General features: G+C 71.0%; 18 protein-coding genes and 2 pseudogenes. 11 read left to right on the top strand and 9 right to left on the bottom strand.

The features are described from left to right. Window positions 1–400: 400 nt before the first annotated feature. The gene (locus tag ACX25U_RS41000; protein WP_454387712.1) at window positions 401–1,405 is read left to right on the top strand and encodes an anion permease; all 1,005 of its coding nucleotides are present in this window, start codon (window positions 401–403) and stop codon (window positions 1,403–1,405) included. A gap of 21 nt (window positions 1,406–1,426) precedes the next feature. After that, on the top strand, window positions 1,427–2,029 hold the full coding sequence (locus ACX25U_RS41005; protein ID WP_454387714.1) for a hypothetical protein: 603 nt from the start codon (window positions 1,427–1,429) through the stop codon (window positions 2,027–2,029). 69 nt (window positions 2,030–2,098) lie between these two features. Here ACX25U_RS41005 and ACX25U_RS41010 read toward each other — a convergent pair whose 3' ends face one another. Beyond that, the gene (locus ACX25U_RS41010; protein ID WP_454387716.1) at window positions 2,099–2,221 is read right to left on the bottom strand and encodes a hypothetical protein; all 123 of its coding nucleotides are present in this window, start codon (window positions 2,219–2,221) and stop codon (window positions 2,099–2,101) included. A 42-nt stretch (window positions 2,222–2,263) separates the two neighbouring features. Then, complete coding sequence (locus ACX25U_RS41015) at window positions 2,264–2,776, bottom strand: hypothetical protein (protein WP_454387718.1); 513 nt, start codon at window positions 2,774–2,776, stop codon at window positions 2,264–2,266. A gap of 211 nt (window positions 2,777–2,987) precedes the next feature. Between ACX25U_RS41015 and ACX25U_RS41020 the strand changes: the two genes are divergently transcribed. Next, window positions 2,988–4,289, top strand: a complete 1,302-nt coding sequence (locus tag ACX25U_RS41020) for a magnesium transporter MgtE N-terminal domain-containing protein (protein ID WP_454387720.1) — start codon at window positions 2,988–2,990, stop codon at window positions 4,287–4,289. Beyond that, window positions 4,286–6,220 (top strand): Nramp family divalent metal transporter, encoded by a 1,935-nt coding sequence (locus ACX25U_RS41025; protein WP_454387722.1) that lies wholly within the window; start codon window positions 4,286–4,288, stop codon window positions 6,218–6,220. Before ACX25U_RS41020 ends, ACX25U_RS41025 begins: the two co-directional genes overlap by 4 nt. A gap of 57 nt (window positions 6,221–6,277) precedes the next feature. Here the strand turns inward: ACX25U_RS41025 and ACX25U_RS41030 are convergent, their stop codons facing one another. Together ACX25U_RS41030 and ACX25U_RS41035 are read right to left on the bottom strand one after the other, a co-directional pair. Then, the gene (locus ACX25U_RS41030) at window positions 6,278–6,553 is read right to left on the bottom strand and encodes a hypothetical protein (RefSeq protein WP_454387724.1); all 276 of its coding nucleotides are present in this window, start codon (window positions 6,551–6,553) and stop codon (window positions 6,278–6,280) included. 5 nt (window positions 6,554–6,558) lie between these two features. Next, a complete protein-coding gene (locus tag ACX25U_RS41035; protein ID WP_454387726.1) occupies window positions 6,559–6,723 on the bottom strand; it encodes a hypothetical protein in 165 nt (54 codons plus the stop codon). 173 nt (window positions 6,724–6,896) lie between these two features. Between ACX25U_RS41035 and ACX25U_RS41040 the strand changes: the two genes are divergently transcribed. Next, the gene (locus ACX25U_RS41040) at window positions 6,897–7,187 is read left to right on the top strand and encodes a hypothetical protein (protein ID WP_454387728.1); all 291 of its coding nucleotides are present in this window, start codon (window positions 6,897–6,899) and stop codon (window positions 7,185–7,187) included. Window positions 7,188–7,484: 297 nt separating this feature from the next. Next, window positions 7,485–7,660: pseudogene (locus ACX25U_RS41045) on the top strand (IS5/IS1182 family transposase); the annotation flags it as partial. Window positions 7,661–7,769: 109 nt separating this feature from the next. Here ACX25U_RS41045 and ACX25U_RS41050 read toward each other — a convergent pair. Further along, window positions 7,770–8,069 (bottom strand): hypothetical protein, encoded by a 300-nt coding sequence (locus ACX25U_RS41050; RefSeq protein ID WP_454387730.1) that lies wholly within the window; start codon window positions 8,067–8,069, stop codon window positions 7,770–7,772. 797 nt (window positions 8,070–8,866) lie between these two features. Beyond that, complete coding sequence (locus ACX25U_RS41055; protein ID WP_454387732.1) at window positions 8,867–9,883, bottom strand: DNA-directed RNA polymerase subunit alpha; 1,017 nt, start codon at window positions 9,881–9,883, stop codon at window positions 8,867–8,869. 218 nt (window positions 9,884–10,101) lie between these two features. Between ACX25U_RS41055 and ACX25U_RS41060 the strand changes: the two genes are divergently transcribed. Beyond that, a complete protein-coding gene (locus ACX25U_RS41060) occupies window positions 10,102–10,323 on the top strand; it encodes a hypothetical protein (RefSeq protein WP_454387734.1) in 222 nt (73 codons plus the stop codon). 272 nt (window positions 10,324–10,595) lie between these two features. On the opposite strand, the gene ACX25U_RS41065 is transcribed toward ACX25U_RS41060, so the two are convergent. The 3 genes from ACX25U_RS41065 to ACX25U_RS41075 all read right to left on the bottom strand — a co-directional run bounded on the left by ACX25U_RS41065 (window position 10,596) and on the right by ACX25U_RS41075 (window position 13,881). After that, window positions 10,596–10,898, bottom strand: a complete 303-nt coding sequence (locus ACX25U_RS41065; protein ID WP_454387736.1) for a transposase — start codon at window positions 10,896–10,898, stop codon at window positions 10,596–10,598. 602 nt (window positions 10,899–11,500) lie between these two features. Next, a complete protein-coding gene (locus ACX25U_RS41070) occupies window positions 11,501–12,469 on the bottom strand; it encodes a hypothetical protein (protein WP_454387738.1) in 969 nt (322 codons plus the stop codon). Beyond that, window positions 12,466–13,881, bottom strand: coding sequence for a phenylacetate--CoA ligase family protein (locus ACX25U_RS41075; protein WP_454387740.1), 1,416 nt, complete (start codon window positions 13,879–13,881; stop codon window positions 12,466–12,468). The genes ACX25U_RS41070 and ACX25U_RS41075 overlap by 4 nt, the downstream gene beginning before the upstream one ends. Before the next feature lie 881 nt (window positions 13,882–14,762). Here ACX25U_RS41075 and ACX25U_RS41080 point away from each other — a divergent pair. The 4 genes and pseudogenes from ACX25U_RS41080 (at window position 14,763) to ACX25U_RS41095 (ending at window position 17,629) form a co-directional block, all read left to right on the top strand. Then, entirely contained in the window at window positions 14,763–14,936 is a 174-nt protein-coding gene (locus ACX25U_RS41080; protein WP_454387742.1) for a hypothetical protein, read from the top strand. Between the two features lie 370 nt (window positions 14,937–15,306). Continuing rightward, window positions 15,307–16,065: an SDR family NAD(P)-dependent oxidoreductase gene (locus ACX25U_RS41085; RefSeq protein WP_454387744.1), complete on the top strand. Its 759-nt coding sequence runs from the start codon at window positions 15,307–15,309 to the stop codon at window positions 16,063–16,065. A gap of 184 nt (window positions 16,066–16,249) precedes the next feature. Further along, window positions 16,250–17,346 (top strand): annotated as a pseudogene (locus ACX25U_RS41090) (NAD(P)/FAD-dependent oxidoreductase). Window positions 17,347–17,443: 97 nt separating this feature from the next. Further along, window positions 17,444–17,629 carry a hypothetical protein gene (locus ACX25U_RS41095; RefSeq protein WP_454387746.1) on the top strand — a complete coding sequence of 62 codons (186 nt, stop codon included), beginning with the start codon at window positions 17,444–17,446 and terminating at the stop codon, window positions 17,627–17,629. Window positions 17,630–17,708 lie beyond the last annotated feature (79 nt).

Consider the following 17,708-nt stretch of genomic DNA (forward strand, 5'->3'; position numbering starts at 1 on the left):
TGGGCAGGGGCGGTGACCGTGGTCCCCCCAGTCGTGGTCGTGGGGCAGCCGAGCGCGCCGGGCCGGAACCGGGCGCGGATGCGGTCCATGTCCTCTTCGGCGACCAGGCGCGCCCGCGAGCCCGGTCGGGACTGATCTGCCGGGCCGCCCGGTCGGCGTCGACGAGGTCGGCGACCTCGACCCGTCCCGCACGCCGCCGCTCGGTTCCCCATGGGACGCGGTGCGGGTCGCGTCCCTGGCGTGGGTGAGCGAGCATCTGCCGGCCGGCCGGCGAGCCGCTCTGCGCAGTCGCTGCCCCGCGCCGTACCGCTCCCCCCCCATTTACCCCATTTCCCCCATTCATGGACGAGTGCCCATGATGTAGGGGTAGCGGGGCTTTCAGTGGACGGAGTCGGGCTCGATGAACGCGAATCTGGCTGCCCTGGTGGCCGTGGTGGTCATCGCCTTGGCGTTCGACTTCACCAACGGCTTCCACGACGCCGCGAACGCGATCGCGACGTCGGTCTCCACCCGCGCGCTGACCCCGGCTGCCGCGCTGGCGCTCGCGGCGTGCATGAACTTCGCCGGGGCGGCGCTGGGCACCGGGGTGGCCAAGACGGTCGGCGCGGGCATCATCGCCACACCGACCAGCTCCCACGGTCTGAGCGTGGTGTTCGCCGCCCTGATCGGCGCCATCTGCTGGAACCTGATCACCTGGCGGCTGGGGCTGCCCACCTCCTCCTCCCACGCCCTGATCGGCGGCCTGGTCGGCGCCGCGCTCGCCGCGGCCAGCGGCGTGCACTGGAGCGGGGTGGTGGACAAGGTCGTCCTGCCGATGCTCTTCTCGCCCCTGCTCGGGGCCGTGCTCGGCTACCTGGTGCACACGGTGATCCTGTGGCTCTTCCGCCGCGCCCGGCCGGCGAAGGCGACGCACGGTTTCCGCATCGCGCAGTCCGTCTCGGCGGCCGGGATGGGCCTGGGACACGGCCTGCAGGACGCGCAGAAGACGATGGGCGTGATCGTTCTCGCGCTGGTCACCGCCGGGCAGCAGGCCACGTTCGACGTGCCGTGGTGGGTCATCGGAGCGGTCGCCGCCTCCATGGCCGCGGGAACCTACACGGGCGGCTGGCGCATCATCCGCACGCTGGGACGGCGGATCGTGCACCTCGACCCGCCGCGCGGTTTCGCCGCCGAGTCGGCCGCCGCGAGCGTGCTGTACGCGACGGCGTTCATCTGGCAGGCGCCGATCTCGACCACGCACACCATCACCTCCGCGATCCTCGGCGCCGGCGCCACCCGGCGGCTGTCCGCGGTGCGCTGGGGCATGGCCCGCAACATCGCCACCGCCTGGCTGCTGACCATGCCCGGCGCCGGACTGGCCGCGGCCGCCACCTACGCGCTCATCCACCTGGCCCTGGGGACCTGAACCGCAAATGAGGTGCGTGCGATGAACGACTTCGGCGCACACCCCGTCGTGCTCCAGCGGTACACGCACCTGAGCCCGGCGGACGGGATGTGCCTCATGGAATACGTCTCGCTCCTGGCCGGCACCGGCTTCACCGACCGCCCGGCGTGCACCGATGCCCTCCTGGCGGCCCTCGCCCGGATGGTCAACGACGCCGTGAGCGATGCCGGCCGCGGCCGGCTGATCCACCTCGCCCCCCTGCTGGTCCGCGGCGCGCCGGATGCGGCAGTGCGCGACCGGATCGTCTTCCACTGCTGGGACGCGGTCGGCGCCGCCGCGGCGCCCGGCAGCCGGGCCGAACGGCGCGCGCGCCGCCGGCGCGACACGGCCCGCGCCCGGCTTCAGGCCTGCCGGCGGGAGGGGAGGGTGCCGGCCTGGCTGCGCCTGCACGGCCCGGCCCGCCGCGCCGCAGAAACCGCGGTACGGGTGCTGTCAGCCCTGCCCCCCGCCGAAGCCGACCGGGCACTGCTCCGGCTGCTGACCGTGTGCGCCACACAGACGGCACCGCACGACAGGCAGGAGCCAGGACGCCGCCCGGCAGGCACGAGCGGGGCGCGTCAGGAGCCGGAGAGGTCCAGGACCTGACGCACCCGGCGCAGTCCGAGCCACGGACTCGTTCAGCACAGCCATCAGGCCCGGCACCACCTGCCCGGCTCACCCTCCGGCTCCGGCACCTGTGGCGGTTCTCCGGTCCTCGCGCCCGGCCTCGGTGATCTCCTCCAGGGCCTCGGTGCGGATGGCGCGGAACTCCGGATCGTCCAGGTCCTGGCGGCCCATGCCCTCCATGAGCATGACCGCCCGGTCGATCTCGTCGCCGGTTCAGGAACCGGCTTGCCGGGCGGCGGGTGCGCGAGCGGCGCGGCGAGCGGCCGCGGCGGCCCACGGCAGGGCGATCGGGCTCGCGGTGTGCGCGGGAGTGAGGGCGTGGAAGACGCCGCGCCTGCGCCCCAAGAAGGCGAACAGGGTTCCGCGCACCGAAGCCGCAAGGGCCGGCCGGACGGAGCGTGCAGAGACCCTGCGGGCCGCGATCACCGCCCGCAGGACACGCCATGCGTCCCGCAGACCCTCCGGGCAGACCGGACCCGCCGGCCAGGACGCCTCGGCACCGGGTTCACCGGGAACTGCGACCGCGATGTCCGCGACGGCCGGCGCCTCCACGTCCGTAGCGAAGACCACCAGAACGCCCTCACCCTGTCTCCGCAGCTCGCACACCAGGTCGGCGAGGCGTTCGCCCGCGCCGGTGACCTGGTCGGCCGAGGACAGCAGCCTGCGGGCGCGCCCGTCGTCGGTGAGCACGAGGCGTGCACCGGTGGAGCGAGCCGCGGCCAGCACGGGCGCGGCCAGGATGCCCGGACCGCCCTCCGACCCCTGGTCACCCCGGTCGCCGCACCGCCGGCCATCCTGACCACGCCCAGCCCCACGCTTCCGGCCGCGCGGACGCCCACCCTGCCCGCGAGGCCGCACAAGCCATACGCTGCCGGACTCCAGGGCACATCACCAGCCCCTCTGTCCCTGTTGGTGACCATATGTCTAGCGTGGAGGCGTGGATCGCGTTGTGCACCTCGCTCAGCTTCTCCACCGGCCGGTGGTGGGGGGTGACGGCGAGGTGGTGGGCAGGCTCGCCGACGTCATCGTGCGGCTACGGGGGCGCGACTATCCGCTGGTCACCGGGCTGGTCGCACGGGTGGGCGGGCGCGAGGTCTTCCTTCCCGCCGAGCAGGTCGCAGACCTGGACAGGGAGAAGATCACGCTGGCGAGCCCGCGGGTGGACCTGCGCCACTTCGAACGGCGTGAGGGCGAGGTGCTGCTGCGGGCGGACGTGCTGGGCCACCGGGTCATCGACGTGGCCGACGTCGAGCTGGTCCGCGCGTACGACATCGCGCTGGAGCAGCGGCTGGACCAATGGGTTCTGACCTGCCTGGACACGCGGAGGCCGCCGCGCTTGCGGGGTCTACTCAGGGGGCGTGCCGCTCAGCCCGACTGGCGGGACTGGAAGTCCTTCGAGCCGTTGGTCGGCCATGCCCGCTCCGCCCGGGTCCGCGGGCCGTTCGCCCGTCTCGGGCGGCTGAAGCCGGCGGACCTCGCCGATCTGCTGGAGGATGCCAACCGCACCGAGTCGCACGAGATCCTGCAGACCGTCCACGCCGACCCCGAGCTCGAAGCCGATGTGTTCGAGGAGCTGGAGCCGGACTCGCAGACCCGGCTGCTGGGCGAACGCAGCGACGCCGAAATCGCTCAGGTGCTCGGCCGCATGCGTGCCGACGACGCCGCGGACGCCATCAACGACCTGCCGCAGAGCCGGCGCCAGCCCGTCCTGGACGCACTCCCCGCCGGGCAGCGCACCAAGGTGCTGACACTGATGGGCTTCAACCCCTCCAGCGCAGGGGGGCTGATGGCGCTCGACGTCCTCTCCATGGCGGGCAACAGCACCGTCGCCGAGGCGCTGCGGTCGGTGGGTGAGGCCCGCGCCCTGCAGTCCCAGGCGCTGACCAGCGTGTACGTGGTCGGGGAGGAGCAGCGGCTGCTCGGCGTGGTCACCCTCGTGGAGTTGCTGCAGGCCGATCCGGCCGCGCGGCTGGACGAGGTGGCCGACCGTGATCCGGTCCGTGCCGGGCCGGACACCGATGTCGAGGACGTCGCCCTGCTCATGACCGACTACAACCTGCTCACCGTCCCGGTCATCGACGGCGAGGACCACATCCTGGGTGTCATCACGGTCGACGACGTCCTCGAGGTGGTCATCCCGGAGGACTGGCGCCGACGCGAGCCGGCCCCGCACCCGACCCACCACGTGGAGGAGCCCGGTCTCGAACACGCCCCGCACAACAGGCCACCCGGATCATGAGCGCGGACGACCGGCCCACCGGCGGGGCGGGCCGCCCCGAGCCCCCGGCTCTCCCCGGCCGGCCCGCCCGGCCGGAGCCCACGGCCCGCTGCCCCGGACCGGAGCATCCCAAGCCTGCGAGCCGCGCCGGCCTCCCCGCCGAACCGGCGAAGCCCCGCCCGGCGGAGCACGAACGACCCCCGGAGCCGCCGAAGCGGAAGCGTCCACCGGGGCCGCCTCCGAAGCGCCCCGCCGAAGCCCCCGCGAAGGGGACCACCGGCCGTCCCGCCCGACCCTCCGTAAGGAAGGCCGCCGCCCATCCCGCCGCGTCACCGTCCCGCCCGGTGCGGCCCGGCGCCGTGCTCGACGAGGCCCACCTCGGCGAGATCCAGGGCGCCTTCGGCCACGTCCCCCGCGCCCACGTCGAGGAGCGTCCCGGGTTCAAGACCCGGCTGCTGACCCTGCTGGCCATCGTCGGCCCCGGCATCATCGTGATGGTCGGCGACAACGACGCCGGCGGCATCGCCACATACGCACAGGCGGGCCAGAACTACGGCTACTCACTCCTGTGGGTACTGCTCCTGCTCATCCCCGTCCTGATCGTCAATCAGGAGATGGTCGTGCGGCTGGGTGCGGTCACCGGCGTCGGCCACGCACGCCTGATCACCGAGCGGTTCGGCCGCTTCTGGGGCTGGTTCAGCGTCGGCGATCTCTTCCTGCTCAACTTCCTCACCCTTGTGACCGAGTTCATCGGCATCTCCCTGGCCTCCGAACACCTCGGCGTCTCGCGGTACGTCGTCGTTCCGGTGGCCGCCGTCGTCCTCGTCGCCGTGACCGCCAGCGGTTCCTTCCGCCGCTGGGAGCGCGCCATGTTCGCCTTCATCGGCGCCAGCCTGCTGCTGATCCCGCTGGCCCTCATGTCCCAGCCGCAGTGGGGACGGGCGGCACACGACTTCGTGGTGCCCGGCATCCAGGGCGGCGTCACCAGCGAGGCCGTCCTGCTGATCATCGCGATCGTCGGCACCACCGTCGCCCCGTGGCAGCTCTTCTTCCAGCAGTCCAACGTGATCGACAAGCGCATCACCCCGCGCTTCATCGGCTACGAGCGTGCCGACACGGTGATCGGCTCCCTCGTGGTCGTCGCGGGCGCCGCCGCGTTGATCATGATCGCCGACTTCGCGGTCCGGGGCACCGCCGCCCACGGCCACTTCACCGACGCCGCCGGAGTCGCCGACGCCCTCGGCCGCCACGGCCCTGTGCTGGGCGTGCTGTTCGCGATCGTCCTGCTGGACGCCGGCATCATCGGAGCGGCCGCCGTCACCCTGGCCACCAGCTACGCCTTCGGCGACGTCTTCAACCTGCGCCACTCCCTGCACCGCAGCTTCGGCGAGGCCAAGCAGTTCTACGCCTCCTACAGCCTGCTGGTCCTGGTCGCGGCCGCCATCGTCCTCATCCCGGGCGCGCCGCTCGGCCTGATCACCGAGGCCGTCCAGGCCCTTGCCGGACTGCTGCTGCCCTCCGCGAGCGTGTTCCTGCTCCTGCTGTGCAACGACACCGAAGTGCTCGGCCCCTGGGTCAACCCGCGCTGGCTGAACATGCTCGCCACCGTCATCATCTCCGTCCTGCTGATGCTCTCCGGCACGCTGATGACCACCACGCTCTTCCCGAAGGTCAACGTCACCCGGCTCACCATCTGGCCGACGACCGTACTGGTCACGGGCCTGGTCACCACCGCTGTCACCATCCGGGTCCTCCGGCGCCGCATGCCTGCGCGGCAGGTACCGGCGATGTCGCAAGCCGAGAAACTCGCCTGGCGCATGCCGCCCCTGGCACTCCTTCAGCCGGTGCGCTGGTCGGCCGGCACCCGACTGGGCATGATGGCGCTGCGCGGCTATCTGATCCTCAGCGCCCTGCTTCTGCTCATCAAGGCGATCCGGCTCGGCAACTCCTGACCAGGTCCTGACCGGGGACTTTCCCCGATGCCGGCCCTGCCGCAGAACACCAGTCGGTCAGTGACGCCGACGTGCGGCCCCGACCAGGAGCCGGGTGACGTCGGCAGGCAGGTCCAGGTGGCGCTCGATCCACCCGGCGTCCTGGCCATGGGTGGCGAAGATCCACGCGGTGTGGAGGTGGTCGAGACCGGGCGCGCCCTTGCCGAGCAGATGCGGGCGCACGGCCTCCATGGGGAAACCGTCCAGCGTGCGGGCGGTGAACCACGACTCGTCGACCGTCTCCGGCCGGTGCTGCCGGGCCGGGCGGGCGGCCTTCCGGCGGCTGTGCCACATGGCCGTCACCACGACGAACGCGGCGGCGGCTGCGCCGATGAGCGCCCGCCGACGATCGGCCGGTCCCGGGCCGGCGCGGTCACCAGCGCGGTCGTCTCCAGCACGATCAGCGTGAGCAGCCCCGGCACGGCGGCCCCCTCGCCGGTGCGCGGGTGAGGCAGGGCCCTCATGACACGTTCCCTTCCGATTCCGTCCTGGCCTGTCAGTGCGCCGTTGTCCTGGGGCCACAGGGCCCGTTCCGGGCCGCGGGGCAGGGGGCGCTGCCGATCAGGTCTTCAACGCGACCAACGGCGACCAGTTCCGCTGGTCCGGCCTCTGGCCGCGGTTCGCCGAGCACTTCGGCATGGGCTACGCCCCGCCCCAGCAGATGTCGCTCACCGAGGCCATGCCGACCCGCGCGGACGTGTGGCAACGACTCGTCGACCGTCACGGCCTGGTCCCCACGCCGTACGAGAAGCTCGTCGCCTGGCCGGTCGGGGACTTCCTGTTTCACCACGAGGCGGACAACATCACGTCCACCGTGAAGATCCGCCAGGCGGGATTCGCGGACGCGCTCGACACCGAGACGCGGCTGCTGCAGCTGTTCGACCGTCTGGTGGAGCAGAAAGTGCTGCCGCCGTTCCGCGACCGCTGAATCGCATACGCGGCGTAGTTCACATCTACCAGGCCCTGGGCAAGCACTGGACGCTCCTCGCGCACTGGCAGCTGCACGACGCGGTGCACGAGCCGGCCGGGTACCCGCCGCACCGGCCCCAGCCCCGGCCCGTCCTCGGCCGAACCCCGGAATCGGGCAGGCAGCCACCTCGGGCATGAGTCGGGCCCGGCACCCCGTACGCGGGGATGCTGTTGGTTGATTCGGGCCCTCGCGTGACGTCGGCTCCCAAGACCAGGTTGTGGTCTTGGGAGCCGACGTCGTTTTGGGAGGGTGCCAATGTCGGTGCGGCCGGAGGGGCTGGGGGAGATTCCGGCGGAGACGGTGCGGGTGGCACGGGCGGTTTCCCGAAGGGGAGTCTGGCGATCCGGGTGCGAGGCGAACTGGGGCCGTTGTTCGGTGACGAGCAGTTCGCGGGCCTGTTCCCGGCGCGGGGGAGGCCTGCCTGGTCGCCGGGGAGCGCCGGGTGGCGGAGCCGTGCGGCTCCGCCACCCGGTACACCCACGCCCTCTCGGTGCCCATCGCACCGAGCCTGTCACCGTGAGGAGCCTCACGCCCCGGAGATCACGCTGCGTCGATGTCCGACCGGGGCCGGACCTCCACGATGAAGTCCGCATCCTCCATGTCGCCTGCCTCGTCGTGCCAGAGGAAGACCCGCACGTGCATCGCGTGATGGAGGCCGACCCTCTCCCACTCGGTCATCAGATCGCCGACGATGCGGCCGATGGCGTACTTGGCGCCCTCGGTCGAGTCGGGGGCGGTGATCGCGCCCTGCCACCGTTCGGGGTCGCTGCCATAGGGGCGCCAGCCCTCGGAGCCGTGCGGCTCGAACACCCGGTACACCCAATCCGTCTCGGTGTTCATAACACCGATCCTGTCACCGGGGAGTCCCATGCGCCGCATCGGATCCACCCACGCCGAGCGGCGGAAGAGCCCCGGCAAGCGGGCTGTGCTGCTTCTTGCCGGGGCTTTGGGTGGCGGCGAGGTGATCAGCCGGGGCCGCCGCCACCACCGCCGGGGCCGCCGTTTCCGCCACCTGCGCAGCCGGTGCGGCCGAGCACAGCGCCAGGCGGGCCGCAGTTGCCCGGGGTGTCGGCGAACACCCCGGACCCGATCAACTACACCGTGTCGGACTCGTTGCAGATGCCGCCGCCTCCGTCTCCGCCCGCGGCCGTGGCGGTGTTGTGGTCCACCGTGGAGCCGGTCAACGTGACACAGCATTTCCGTCGGAGTCGGGCCACGTCATCAACACGTTGCTGTGCTGCTCGTCGGTGAGGGTGATGCGGGCGCCGGGCATACTGCCGTACTCCCCCACCCACGCCGAGAACCTGCGGCGGGCGGTCTCCTTGCCCCCGGGGGCACTGTGTCTGACCAGGAAATATGTATCGAACAAGCCCCCTCGGAGCGATCTCCGAGGGGGCTTGTTCGTGCCCCGGGGTACCAGCGGGGGACAGCGCGTCGGGCGGCGTTCTCGGCCGCACCCGGGGGACGGAAGGCGGGACAAGTCAGCGATGGCGGCCGCCTTCGCCATCCTGATCAGGCGCGGAGGGCCTGGGCGTCTGCATCTTTGCCGGTGGGCCCTCGGGGAGCCGGGTGCGGTCGGCCGGTGCTCATCGCCGGCTCCTCCGCCTTCCTGGCTCCCCCGCGACCCGGCGCAGCGTTCAGTACTGCTCGGTCTCCACGAAACCCGTGCTCGCGTTGTCGTCCGCGTCGAAGGCGGCGGCGGTCGGGTCGAATCCGGGCGGGCTGTCCTTCAGGGCCAGACCCAGGCCGGCCAGCTTCGCCTTGACCTCGTCGATGGACTTCGCACCGAAGTTGCGGATGTCCAGCAGGTCGGCCTCGGAGCGCGCCAGGAGCTCACCCACCGAGTGGACGCCCTCACGCTTGAGGCAGTTGTAGGAGCGGACCGTCAGCTCGAGCTCCTCGATCGGCAGCGCCATGTCGGCGGCCAGCGCGGCGTCCGTCGGGGACGGACCCATGTCGATGCCCTCGGCGTCGATGTTCAGCTCGCGGGCGAGGCCGAACAGCTCCACCAGGGTCTTGCCGGCGGAGGCCATGGCGTCACGCGGACGCATCGCCTGCTTGGTCTCGACGTCGACGATCAGCTTGTCGAAGTCGGTGCGCTGCTCGACACGGGTCGCCTCGACCTTGTACGTGACCTTCAGCACCGGCGAGTAGATCGAGTCGACCGGGACACGGCCGATCTCCTGACCCACCTGCTTGTTCTGCACGGCGGAGACGTAGCCGCGACCGCGCTCGACGGTCAGCTCCACCTCCAGCCTGCCCTTGCCGTTGAGCGTGGCGAGGACCAGGTCGGGGTTGTGCACCTCGACACCGGCCGGGGGCGCGATGTCGGCGGCGGTGACCAGATCCGGGCCCTGCTTGCGCAGGTACATCACCACCGGCTCGTCGTGCTCGGAGGAGACGACCAGCTGCTTGATGTTGAGGATCAGGTCGGTGACGTCCTCCTTGACGCCCGGCACGGTGGTGAACTCGTGCAGGACGCCGTCGATGCGGATGCTGGTGACAGCAGCGCCGGGGATCGACGACAGGAGGGTACGGCGGAGGGAGTTGCCGAGGGTGTAGCCGAAGCCCGGCTCCAGCGGCTCGATCACGAACCGGGAGCGGAACTCGTCGACGACCTCTTCGGTCAGTGACGGACGCTGAGCAATCAGCACGAGGTATGGCCTCCAGTGTTTGGCGCCCGCTATGTGACGCCGTAGACACCACAAAGGGTACGGGCGGTTCGGCCTCCTATGAAGCCGAACCGCCCGACCCCGCCCGTCTGCCGGTCGGTCGGCAGGCTCAGCTCTTGCTGGAGTGGACTCCAACGATCAGCTACTCCTGCCCCTGGGAGCCGGCCACCAGCGCAGTTCGTAGGTGCATACTGGGGGCAATGACAAAGTCTGCTGCACCGAAGCGTCATTTGCCTACCAGCCCCTTCAAGGCCCCGGTCACACCGGCTCCCAAGCACTTCGCCGTGGGCGACCAGGTCACACACGACATGTACGGCCTCGGCCGGGTGATCGGCATCGAGGCCGGAATCGCGGCGCTCGTGGATTTCGGCTCGGCGCAAATGCGGATCTTGAGCCCGTACGCCAAGATGACCAAACTGTAGGACCGCTGTGCCCGGTCCCGGCACACCAGGCCCCGTCAGGGACCTGTAGCGAAAGGGAGACCTCCCATCGACATGACGTCGCTGTTCTCCGCCCTGGAAGGGCAACCCCGCCGCCCCGCGGCAGCATCGCCGCCTCCGACGACCAACCCCTTCCAGGCCCCGGACTTCGGGGAAGACGAGACCTTGCCGCTCGAGGACGCACAGGAGCCCGCCTCGGGCATACGTGCGGCGCGGCCCGAGGCGGCTTAGAGACTGCGCGGAGAGGCACGTGCTCATGGGCGGCGGTTCGGGTGGTTGTCCCAGCGGCGGGTCGTCCACGCCCTGCGGAGCAGGCTGCGGGCGGTGATGATCGTGTCGGCGAGGTCGAAGAAGGCGTCGATGACCGCGGCGCGGCGTTCGTAGCAGCGGGCGCGCCGGTGGAAGGCGTTCTGCCAGGCGTAGGTGCGCTCGACGTGCCACCGCCGGCTCGCCTGGATCGACGCCTTCTCACCCTTGTGCGCGATGCGGCCGTGCAGGCTGCGCGCGGCGATTTCGGCACGGGTCTTGTCCGAGTCGTAGCCGGCGTCCAGGTGCACGGTGATGTCCTGAGGTCCGTGGCCGCACAGGCCTTCCACGCCCCGGCCACCCGGTTCGGCCGCCGTCAACGGCGCCGCCCCGCCGAGCCCGCGGCAAGCGCAAGCGCCGACCACCCACCCGAAAGTCCACCCACGCGCCATCGACAAATCCCTCAGGCGCATCGGGCTGCAGGCCAGCCGCTTGCGCATCGACCGGGTCCCCGATGAGGCCGGCACACCGCCCACCCGGTCCATCTCATCCGGCTGTTCGGCCTATCGCCGGTCACGGCCATGCGGTGTGTGCGCGCCGCGCACCCGGACCAGTACCAGCCGCCTCCCCATCATGCCGGCGCTGGGCGCGGGAGATCCGGCCCGGGTACCCGAAGCCATGGGGATGATCCGGGGTTCGAAACGCAACCCGTCACGGCGGGCCCCGGTGCTCTTCGGAAACCGCCTCGCGGACTGTGCGGACGGACCACTCGAAGCACTGCCGTACCGCAGCATCCCGGGCCTCGGCTCCCCGACGGCATCAAGGAGGCCAACCAGCCGCCGGAACCCCTCCGTTCGACGATCACGGAGCCGCTCCATCACTGATCCCGACACCGCAAGCCCACCTGGCCTGGTCAGCTGCCGACCTGGGAGCGTTCTCCTGGGAAACGCTCCCAGGGCTCGGCGGCGGTGGCCGGGCTCGCGGGCTCCTGCTGTACGTGGGCTGTCACGAACCGCGCGGGCGGCCGGACGTCGGCCATGCGCCGCTCCGGGCCGCGCCGCCGCAGCACGAGGTACCCGCAGAACGCGGCCGGGCCGAAGAAGATCTGCGCGGGCACGATCTGCGGAAGGTGTCCGGTGAGCGCCTCGACCGTGACGGGTGTCAGCGTCGGGACGAGCGCGCCGAACACGGCGACCAGCCCAAGAGCCCAGGTCAGCCCCGCTCGTCCGTACGCCTTGTAGGCCACGGTGGTGAAGAGGGCGTACACCAGGAGGTCGCCCATGCCCACGACGGCGCCGAACTCGCCGACGCGCAGCCCGGCCGACGGCGCGAAGGCGTAGCCCTGCACCGCGTCGAACAGCTTCTGGGTGAGGGGGACGACGGTGGCGAAGAACAGGTCGTACACGGCGAGCGCCAGCGCGAACCGGGAGACGTGCCGCAGTTTCAGGCCGCCCTGCGCGTTGAGGTTGGCGGCGCCGACCGCCATCAGCATGATGACCAGGCTGTTGACCAGCCAGTACGGCGTGGCATGGGTGGGATCGTCCTCGGCGCTGCGCGCGGTGAGCCAGTCGGCGACCAGCAGACCGGCGATGAGCGACCAGCGCACCGGTCCCCGGAGGACGACCGGCCCGTAGCCGACCGCGAGACCGCCGGCCAGGGTCAGCCCCAGCACGGGCGGCAGCAGCCAGCCCGGAAGGGAGAGATACAGGAAGGGCAGTACGACGACGAAGCCCATCATGACGACCATGTCGTTGCCGTTGAACACGCCGACGGCCGGCCGGGGCAGGGTGACCCGCCGGAAGTAGGCGACCGAGGCGAGCGAGACGCCCAGGGCGACGGCGAGGGTCACGAGGACGAAGAACGCGCTCTGTGCGGCGGTCATGCGGTCCGCCCGGCGGAAGCGAAGCTGTTCTCGACCAGATCGCAGCGGTAGCGCCGCAACTCACGTCCTTCTCCCGGTACGACGTCGACGGTGGCGTCGATGCCGGCCTCGGCGAAGTGACGCGCGATGTCGCTCGTCTCCGGCACGGATGAGGCGGCCACCTCCATATGCAGCCGCCCGTCCACCACGTCGGCGCGGTGGCGCACGGGCCAGCACGCGCCGGGCAGCGCGTCGAGGACCTCGATGATCTCGCGCGGGGTCACCGGGCCGTCCTGGGTGCGCAGCACATGGTCCGCCTTTCCGAGGATGTGCGAGGTCGCCGGCACGTTCGCCATCTCGCAGGTGCGCGGCGCGTCGGGCAACTGTCGCACCAGGTCTCGGGTGTCGTAGCGGAAGAGCGGCATGCACTCCCGGTACGGGAAGAAGGGGGTGGCGACGATCGTGCCGAGCGCTCCGGGCGCGGCCGGTGCCCCGGTGTCGAGGTCGCACACCTCCACGAGGCCGATGCCGGCGTCGATGTGAAGGTGCCGCTGTCGGCAGATCGCGCCGGCCACCGGTGTCACCTCGGTCATGCCGTAGCCGTCGTGGACGGGAGCGCCGAAGGTCTTTTCGGCGGCCTCCGCGAGGGCGGGCGAGAGCACTTCGCTGCCGACGTTGATGCGGCGCAGCCGGAAGTCCGCGGGGCCGAGTCCCCGTTCGCGGGCCAGGCGGGTCAGCTGTCCCAGATAGCTCGGGTAGGTGACCATCAGGGTCGGCGCCGATGGGTCGGTTCCCGCCATGAGGTCCAGCGTCTCAGCCGGTGGGACCAGGCCCACCATGCGGATCGCCGCCCCTGCCAGGCGGGCGACCTGCATCTCCGCGTACGCCGTGCCGGTCGCCCGGGAGCTGATGTTGAACTGGACCAGGTCGGTGGTGCGGACGGTGCCGCGCAGCACCTGGGAGAGGGCGACGAGCGCGGGCCACAGGCGTTCCTCGTAGCGGGAGTACCAGACCTCGGTGGGCCGGCCTGTCGTCCCGGTGGTCCGGGAAGCGAGGAAGGGCTCGCTGCACAGGAAGTCGCGGGCCCGCTCGACCAGGTCGGCCTTGGTGGTGACGGGCACGGCGGTGATGTTCTCGACGGTCAGTGCGGCCGGGTCGACTCTTGCTGCCGCGAAGTGGTCGGCGTAGAAGGGCGACTTGGCCGCGAGGCGTTTCGCGGTGCGGCACAGGGCCTTGTTCGTGAGGTCGGTACGCATCTGCGGGTCTGCGGCGGCGCCGCGCAGCAACTGTTCGACGTCCTCGCCGGGGGAGCCGAACTCGGCAAGTGTCGCCAGCGCGTCGTCGACGAGCCTTTCGGCGGAGCGAACATTGATCGGACGGCCGAGCACCATGGCCAGCGCCATCCGGAACTGCCGTATCCCCGCGTCGAACATGGTCCTCCCCCGCCCGTCCCGACCCCTCACCATGCCGGGGTGGGCGGCCATGACCGCCCACCCCGTTCCCGCGTCAGCTGGGGCAGTTCGTGAACAGCACCGCAGCCAGGGAACCCATGACGTACTTCGTGTGCTTGAGCGTGGAAACGATCGCGGACATACGAAAACCCCCTTGTATCGCTCAAAACTGAGCCCCCACCGGTCAGCGAAGGCACACAGATCTTCAAGTGGCGCAACGTCTGCTGTCAAGGATTCGCCACACGATCAAACTTCCGTCGCCAAACATTCAATTGCCCTGTTTTTACGGCGAGTTCGCGCCTTGGCGTGATCCGGAATCCGGGCCGCGGTCGCCCCACGCCTCGTCGGCGGCGATCAGCTCCCCGTCCACCAGGCGGCGCCGCTCCAACCGGAACCGGGCCAGGCCCGTCGCACACAACTGTGCGAAGCGGGCACCGGGACGGTCAGGCGGTCCTCGCAAGGTCGTGAACCGGGTCGTGTCCCTTGTCGTGCAACACCGTTGCGCTATGCCGACTGGCGCTTTGTCAAGTCGATGAACGAGAGGACGGGCCCTGGTAGATCCCCGCCGAAGGGACTCTCGATGTGGTCCGGACCGGGATCACGCGGTTGTTTCGGGGACGCATGCCTGCGTTGATGCCGGCCACGTACCTGGCGAGATGCGCAGGGTTCCGGCCCGGCCGTCCATGTGCGAACAGGTGCTGTCGCCGGGTGGGATCGGCTTTCCCACCCTCCATGTCCATAGGAAATTGTCTCTCTGTATGACTTCTCGGCTCGGTTCGAGCATGAGAGGCGACCAAGGCTTCGAGGGCCGGAAGAGGGTTCCGGACGCCGCCTTTCGGTCTCCCGGCAGAGAGAAGATCATCATGTGTGAGTACACCGAGCTGTACATCGACGGCACTCGGCGAAAGCCCGGGCAGGGTTCCGTCCTGGAACTGGCCCACCCCGCGACAGGCGCGGTCACGGGCCGAGTGGCCCTGGGCGGGGAGGCCGATGTCGACCTTGCGGTCGCTGCGGCCAAGCGGGCTTTCGGTTCGTAGGCTTCGACAACGTGAGCCGGTCCACTCGGCAGTGGGATTCAGCCCCACTCAGCGATCTTTCAGGCATGATCCGGCAATGGGAATGGGTCCCACCCATGCCGCGCGGCATGCCGATCCGGCACGCCCCTGGTGACCGTCAGATACAGCCGGCCATGCCCGGAGCCAGGAGGTCGCTCGCCCTCGACCCGCCTCCTGGCTGTGGCGGGAGGCGGTCTCGGGCCACGTGGTGCAAGCTGCGAGAGGAGGCGGCACCCCGCCGGCCGTGGTGGGATGCGGCGGCGTGTGCGATCTGTGAAGGGCGGACATGGGTGTGAGGGATCCGAATGCCGGACGCGCGGGGGCTGCGGATCAGAACAACACGGTGCCGGGCGTGGACGCCGAAGCGCCATTGTCGGGATGCGCGGCTTTGGTGACCGGTGCATCCAGCGGCATCGGTGCGGTGACTGCCTGGCAACTGGCTCGGCAGGGCGCGGCTGTGGCAGTGGTCGCCCGGCGTACCGGGCGGCTGGAGGAACTGGCCACAAGGATCCGTGATCAGGGCGGCTCGTGCGCCGTCCTCACCGCTGACCTGGGGGATGCGGTGCAGGCACGTCAGGCCGTCGAGGACGCTGTCGGTCGCTTCGCACGGTTGGACGTGCTGGTGAACAACGCCGGTTATGTGGCCATGGCTCCCATCGAGGAGGGTGACCCGGCGGACTGGAAGCGGATGGTCGACCTCAACTTCAACGCCGTCCTGCACATGTCGCAGTCGGCGTTGCCACACCTGCTGCGGGCGGCAGCGGACGGGCCACGCGGGATCGCCGATCTCGTGAACGTCAGCTCGGTCGGAGGCAGGGTGGTGCGAAGGAACAACGCCGTCTATTCGGCGACGAAGCACGCGGTGTGCGCGTTCAGCGAGGCCCTGCGCCAGGAGGTGACCGGAAGGGGTGTCCGGGTAGGGCTGATCGAACCGGGTATGACCATGACGGAGATGGCGGTCGGCGCCGGGCGCCTCGCCGCCCGTGACCTGCCGCAGGATGCCTGGCTGCGTGCCGAGGACATCGCCCGCGCCATCACCTTCATGATCGCTCAGCCCTCGCACGCCGCGATCAACGAGATCATGATGCGCCCGACAGCCCAGGAACACTGACCACCAGCGCGGCAGATCTCGGTGGCGATGCGGGCACGGCGTTCGACGGTGGGCAACTACTTCGCCGGAGTCGGTGCGGCGGCGACGACCACCAGAGTTGACATGCACCTGATCGCACCTTGGGTGCGGCGACGCATGGGGGTGTGCGGTGAGAAGAAGTCGGTCGAACCAGGAGGAGCAGAAGATGCAAGTGGTGGTCGTCGGCAGCGGCATCGTCGGTGCGGCAGCCGATTACGAGCCGGTCCGGACCGGGGTGGACGTGGTCCTGGTGGACTCGCTGACTCCAGGCCGCGCGACGTCGGCCGGTGCCGGCATCGCCTGCCCGTGGTCCTCCCGGGTGGACGATCCGGACTGGTACCGGATCGCGGTCGCCGGGGCGGCGCACTACCAGGAGCCGCCGGCAGCGTTGGCCACTGGTGGGGAGACCGGGTTCGGCTGCCGGCGGGTCGGCTCGCTGCGGCTGGTCTCCGAAGCCGAATCCGAGGAGGCGCTACGGCGCGTGGCCGGGCGCGCCGTGGAGTCCCCGATGGCCGACGAGGTGGAGTTGATCAGCGCTCGCCGGGCCCGCGGGCTCTTCCCACCCCTCGAACGCGACGGCCCAGCGATCCACATCCCAGGAGCAGCGCGCCTGGACGGCCGCTCGGTCCGCGACGCGATGTGACGCGCCGCGGTCCAGCGCGGCGCTCGGATCATCAACGGCACGGCCGCGATCGTCGCCGACAGCGCGGTCCGCGGAGTGCAGGTCGACGATGTGTTCGTCGGCGCGGACGCCGTGACCGCAGCGGCCGGTGCTTGGTCGCCGCAGATGCTCGAACCAATCGGCGTCCAGGTGCGGGTCACGCCGCAGCGCGGCCAGATCATGCACCTGCGGCTGCCGGCGTGGAAACCGCGAACCGACCGGTCGTGCTGCCGCGGTCGCGGCACTACCTCCTGTCCTTCGACGACTCGCGGGTCGTGGTCGGCGCAACCCGCGAGGACGACTCCGGCTTCGACCACCGGGTGACCGCGGCCGGGATGGCGGAGGTGCTCGGCAAAGCGCTGTCGGTGGCCCCTGGGCCGGCCGGCGCCACGCACGTGGAGACCCGCCTCGGGTTCCGTCCGACGGGACCCGACGTCCGACCGCCACTCGGCGCGGTTCCGCAGGCTGCCGGGTTGGTCGTGGTCAACGGCCTGGGGGCATCCGGTCTGACGATCGGCCCATACACGGGTTCGGTCGCGGCGCGATTGGCCCACCAGGTCGATCCGGGGATCGGCCTGGCGCCTTACGACCCGCTGCGTTGAGGGCTCAGCCCGCGCCAGGTCAGCAGCGGGCCGCGGCTGCTGACCTGGCGCACGGTGCCACGAGAGGCTGGGCCTGGACGTGCGGCCGACGACCGGCGTGATCGATTCGCAGTCGGTCAAGGCGGACGCCGTCGTCGGCGCCGACAGCAGGCGTTTCGTCTTCGACCGCGGCGCCTCCACCCGCGCCGGCACCACCTCCGTGCCAAACACCGCGGCCGTCTCCTGGCAGGTCAGCGGCCTCTGGCCCAGCCGGGCCCGGTCCGCGAGCGCCCACTCCTCCTGACTCACGAGGGGGCCACGAACATGGCACGCGACCTGCTGTTTCGCATCTGGTGCGGCGCCGCCGCTGTCGGAGACCCGGT

The organism is Streptomyces sp. JNUCC 63, from assembly GCF_054366325.1.

Coding starts and splice junctions, on each gene's coding strand:
- ACX25U_RS41000 (WP_454387712.1), top strand. CDS start 401: ATGAACGCGAATCTGGCTGCCCTGGTGGCCGTGGTGGTCATCGCCTTG.
- ACX25U_RS41005 (WP_454387714.1), top strand. CDS start 1,427: ATGAACGACTTCGGCGCACACCCCGTCGTGCTCCAGCGGTACACGCAC.
- ACX25U_RS41010 (WP_454387716.1), bottom strand. CDS start 2,221: ATGGGCCGCCAGGACCTGGACGATCCGGAGTTCCGCGCCATCCGCACC.
- ACX25U_RS41025 (WP_454387722.1), top strand. CDS start 4,286: ATGAGCGCGGACGACCGGCCCACCGGCGGGGCGGGCCGCCCCGAGCCC.
- ACX25U_RS41030 (WP_454387724.1), bottom strand. CDS start 6,553: ATGTGGCACAGCCGCCGGAAGGCCGCCCGCCCGGCCCGGCAGCACCGG.
- ACX25U_RS41035 (WP_454387726.1), bottom strand. CDS start 6,723: ATGAGGGCCCTGCCTCACCCGCGCACCGGCGAGGGGGCCGCCGTGCCG.
- ACX25U_RS41040 (WP_454387728.1), top strand. CDS start 6,897: ATGGGCTACGCCCCGCCCCAGCAGATGTCGCTCACCGAGGCCATGCCG.
- ACX25U_RS41050 (WP_454387730.1), bottom strand. CDS start 8,069: ATGAACACCGAGACGGATTGGGTGTACCGGGTGTTCGAGCCGCACGGC.
- ACX25U_RS41060 (WP_454387734.1), top strand. CDS start 10,102: ATGACAAAGTCTGCTGCACCGAAGCGTCATTTGCCTACCAGCCCCTTC.
- ACX25U_RS41070 (WP_454387738.1), bottom strand. CDS start 12,469: ATGACCGCCGCACAGAGCGCGTTCTTCGTCCTCGTGACCCTCGCCGTC.
- ACX25U_RS41075 (WP_454387740.1), bottom strand. CDS start 13,881: ATGTTCGACGCGGGGATACGGCAGTTCCGGATGGCGCTGGCCATGGTG.
- ACX25U_RS41080 (WP_454387742.1), top strand. CDS start 14,763: ATGTGTGAGTACACCGAGCTGTACATCGACGGCACTCGGCGAAAGCCC.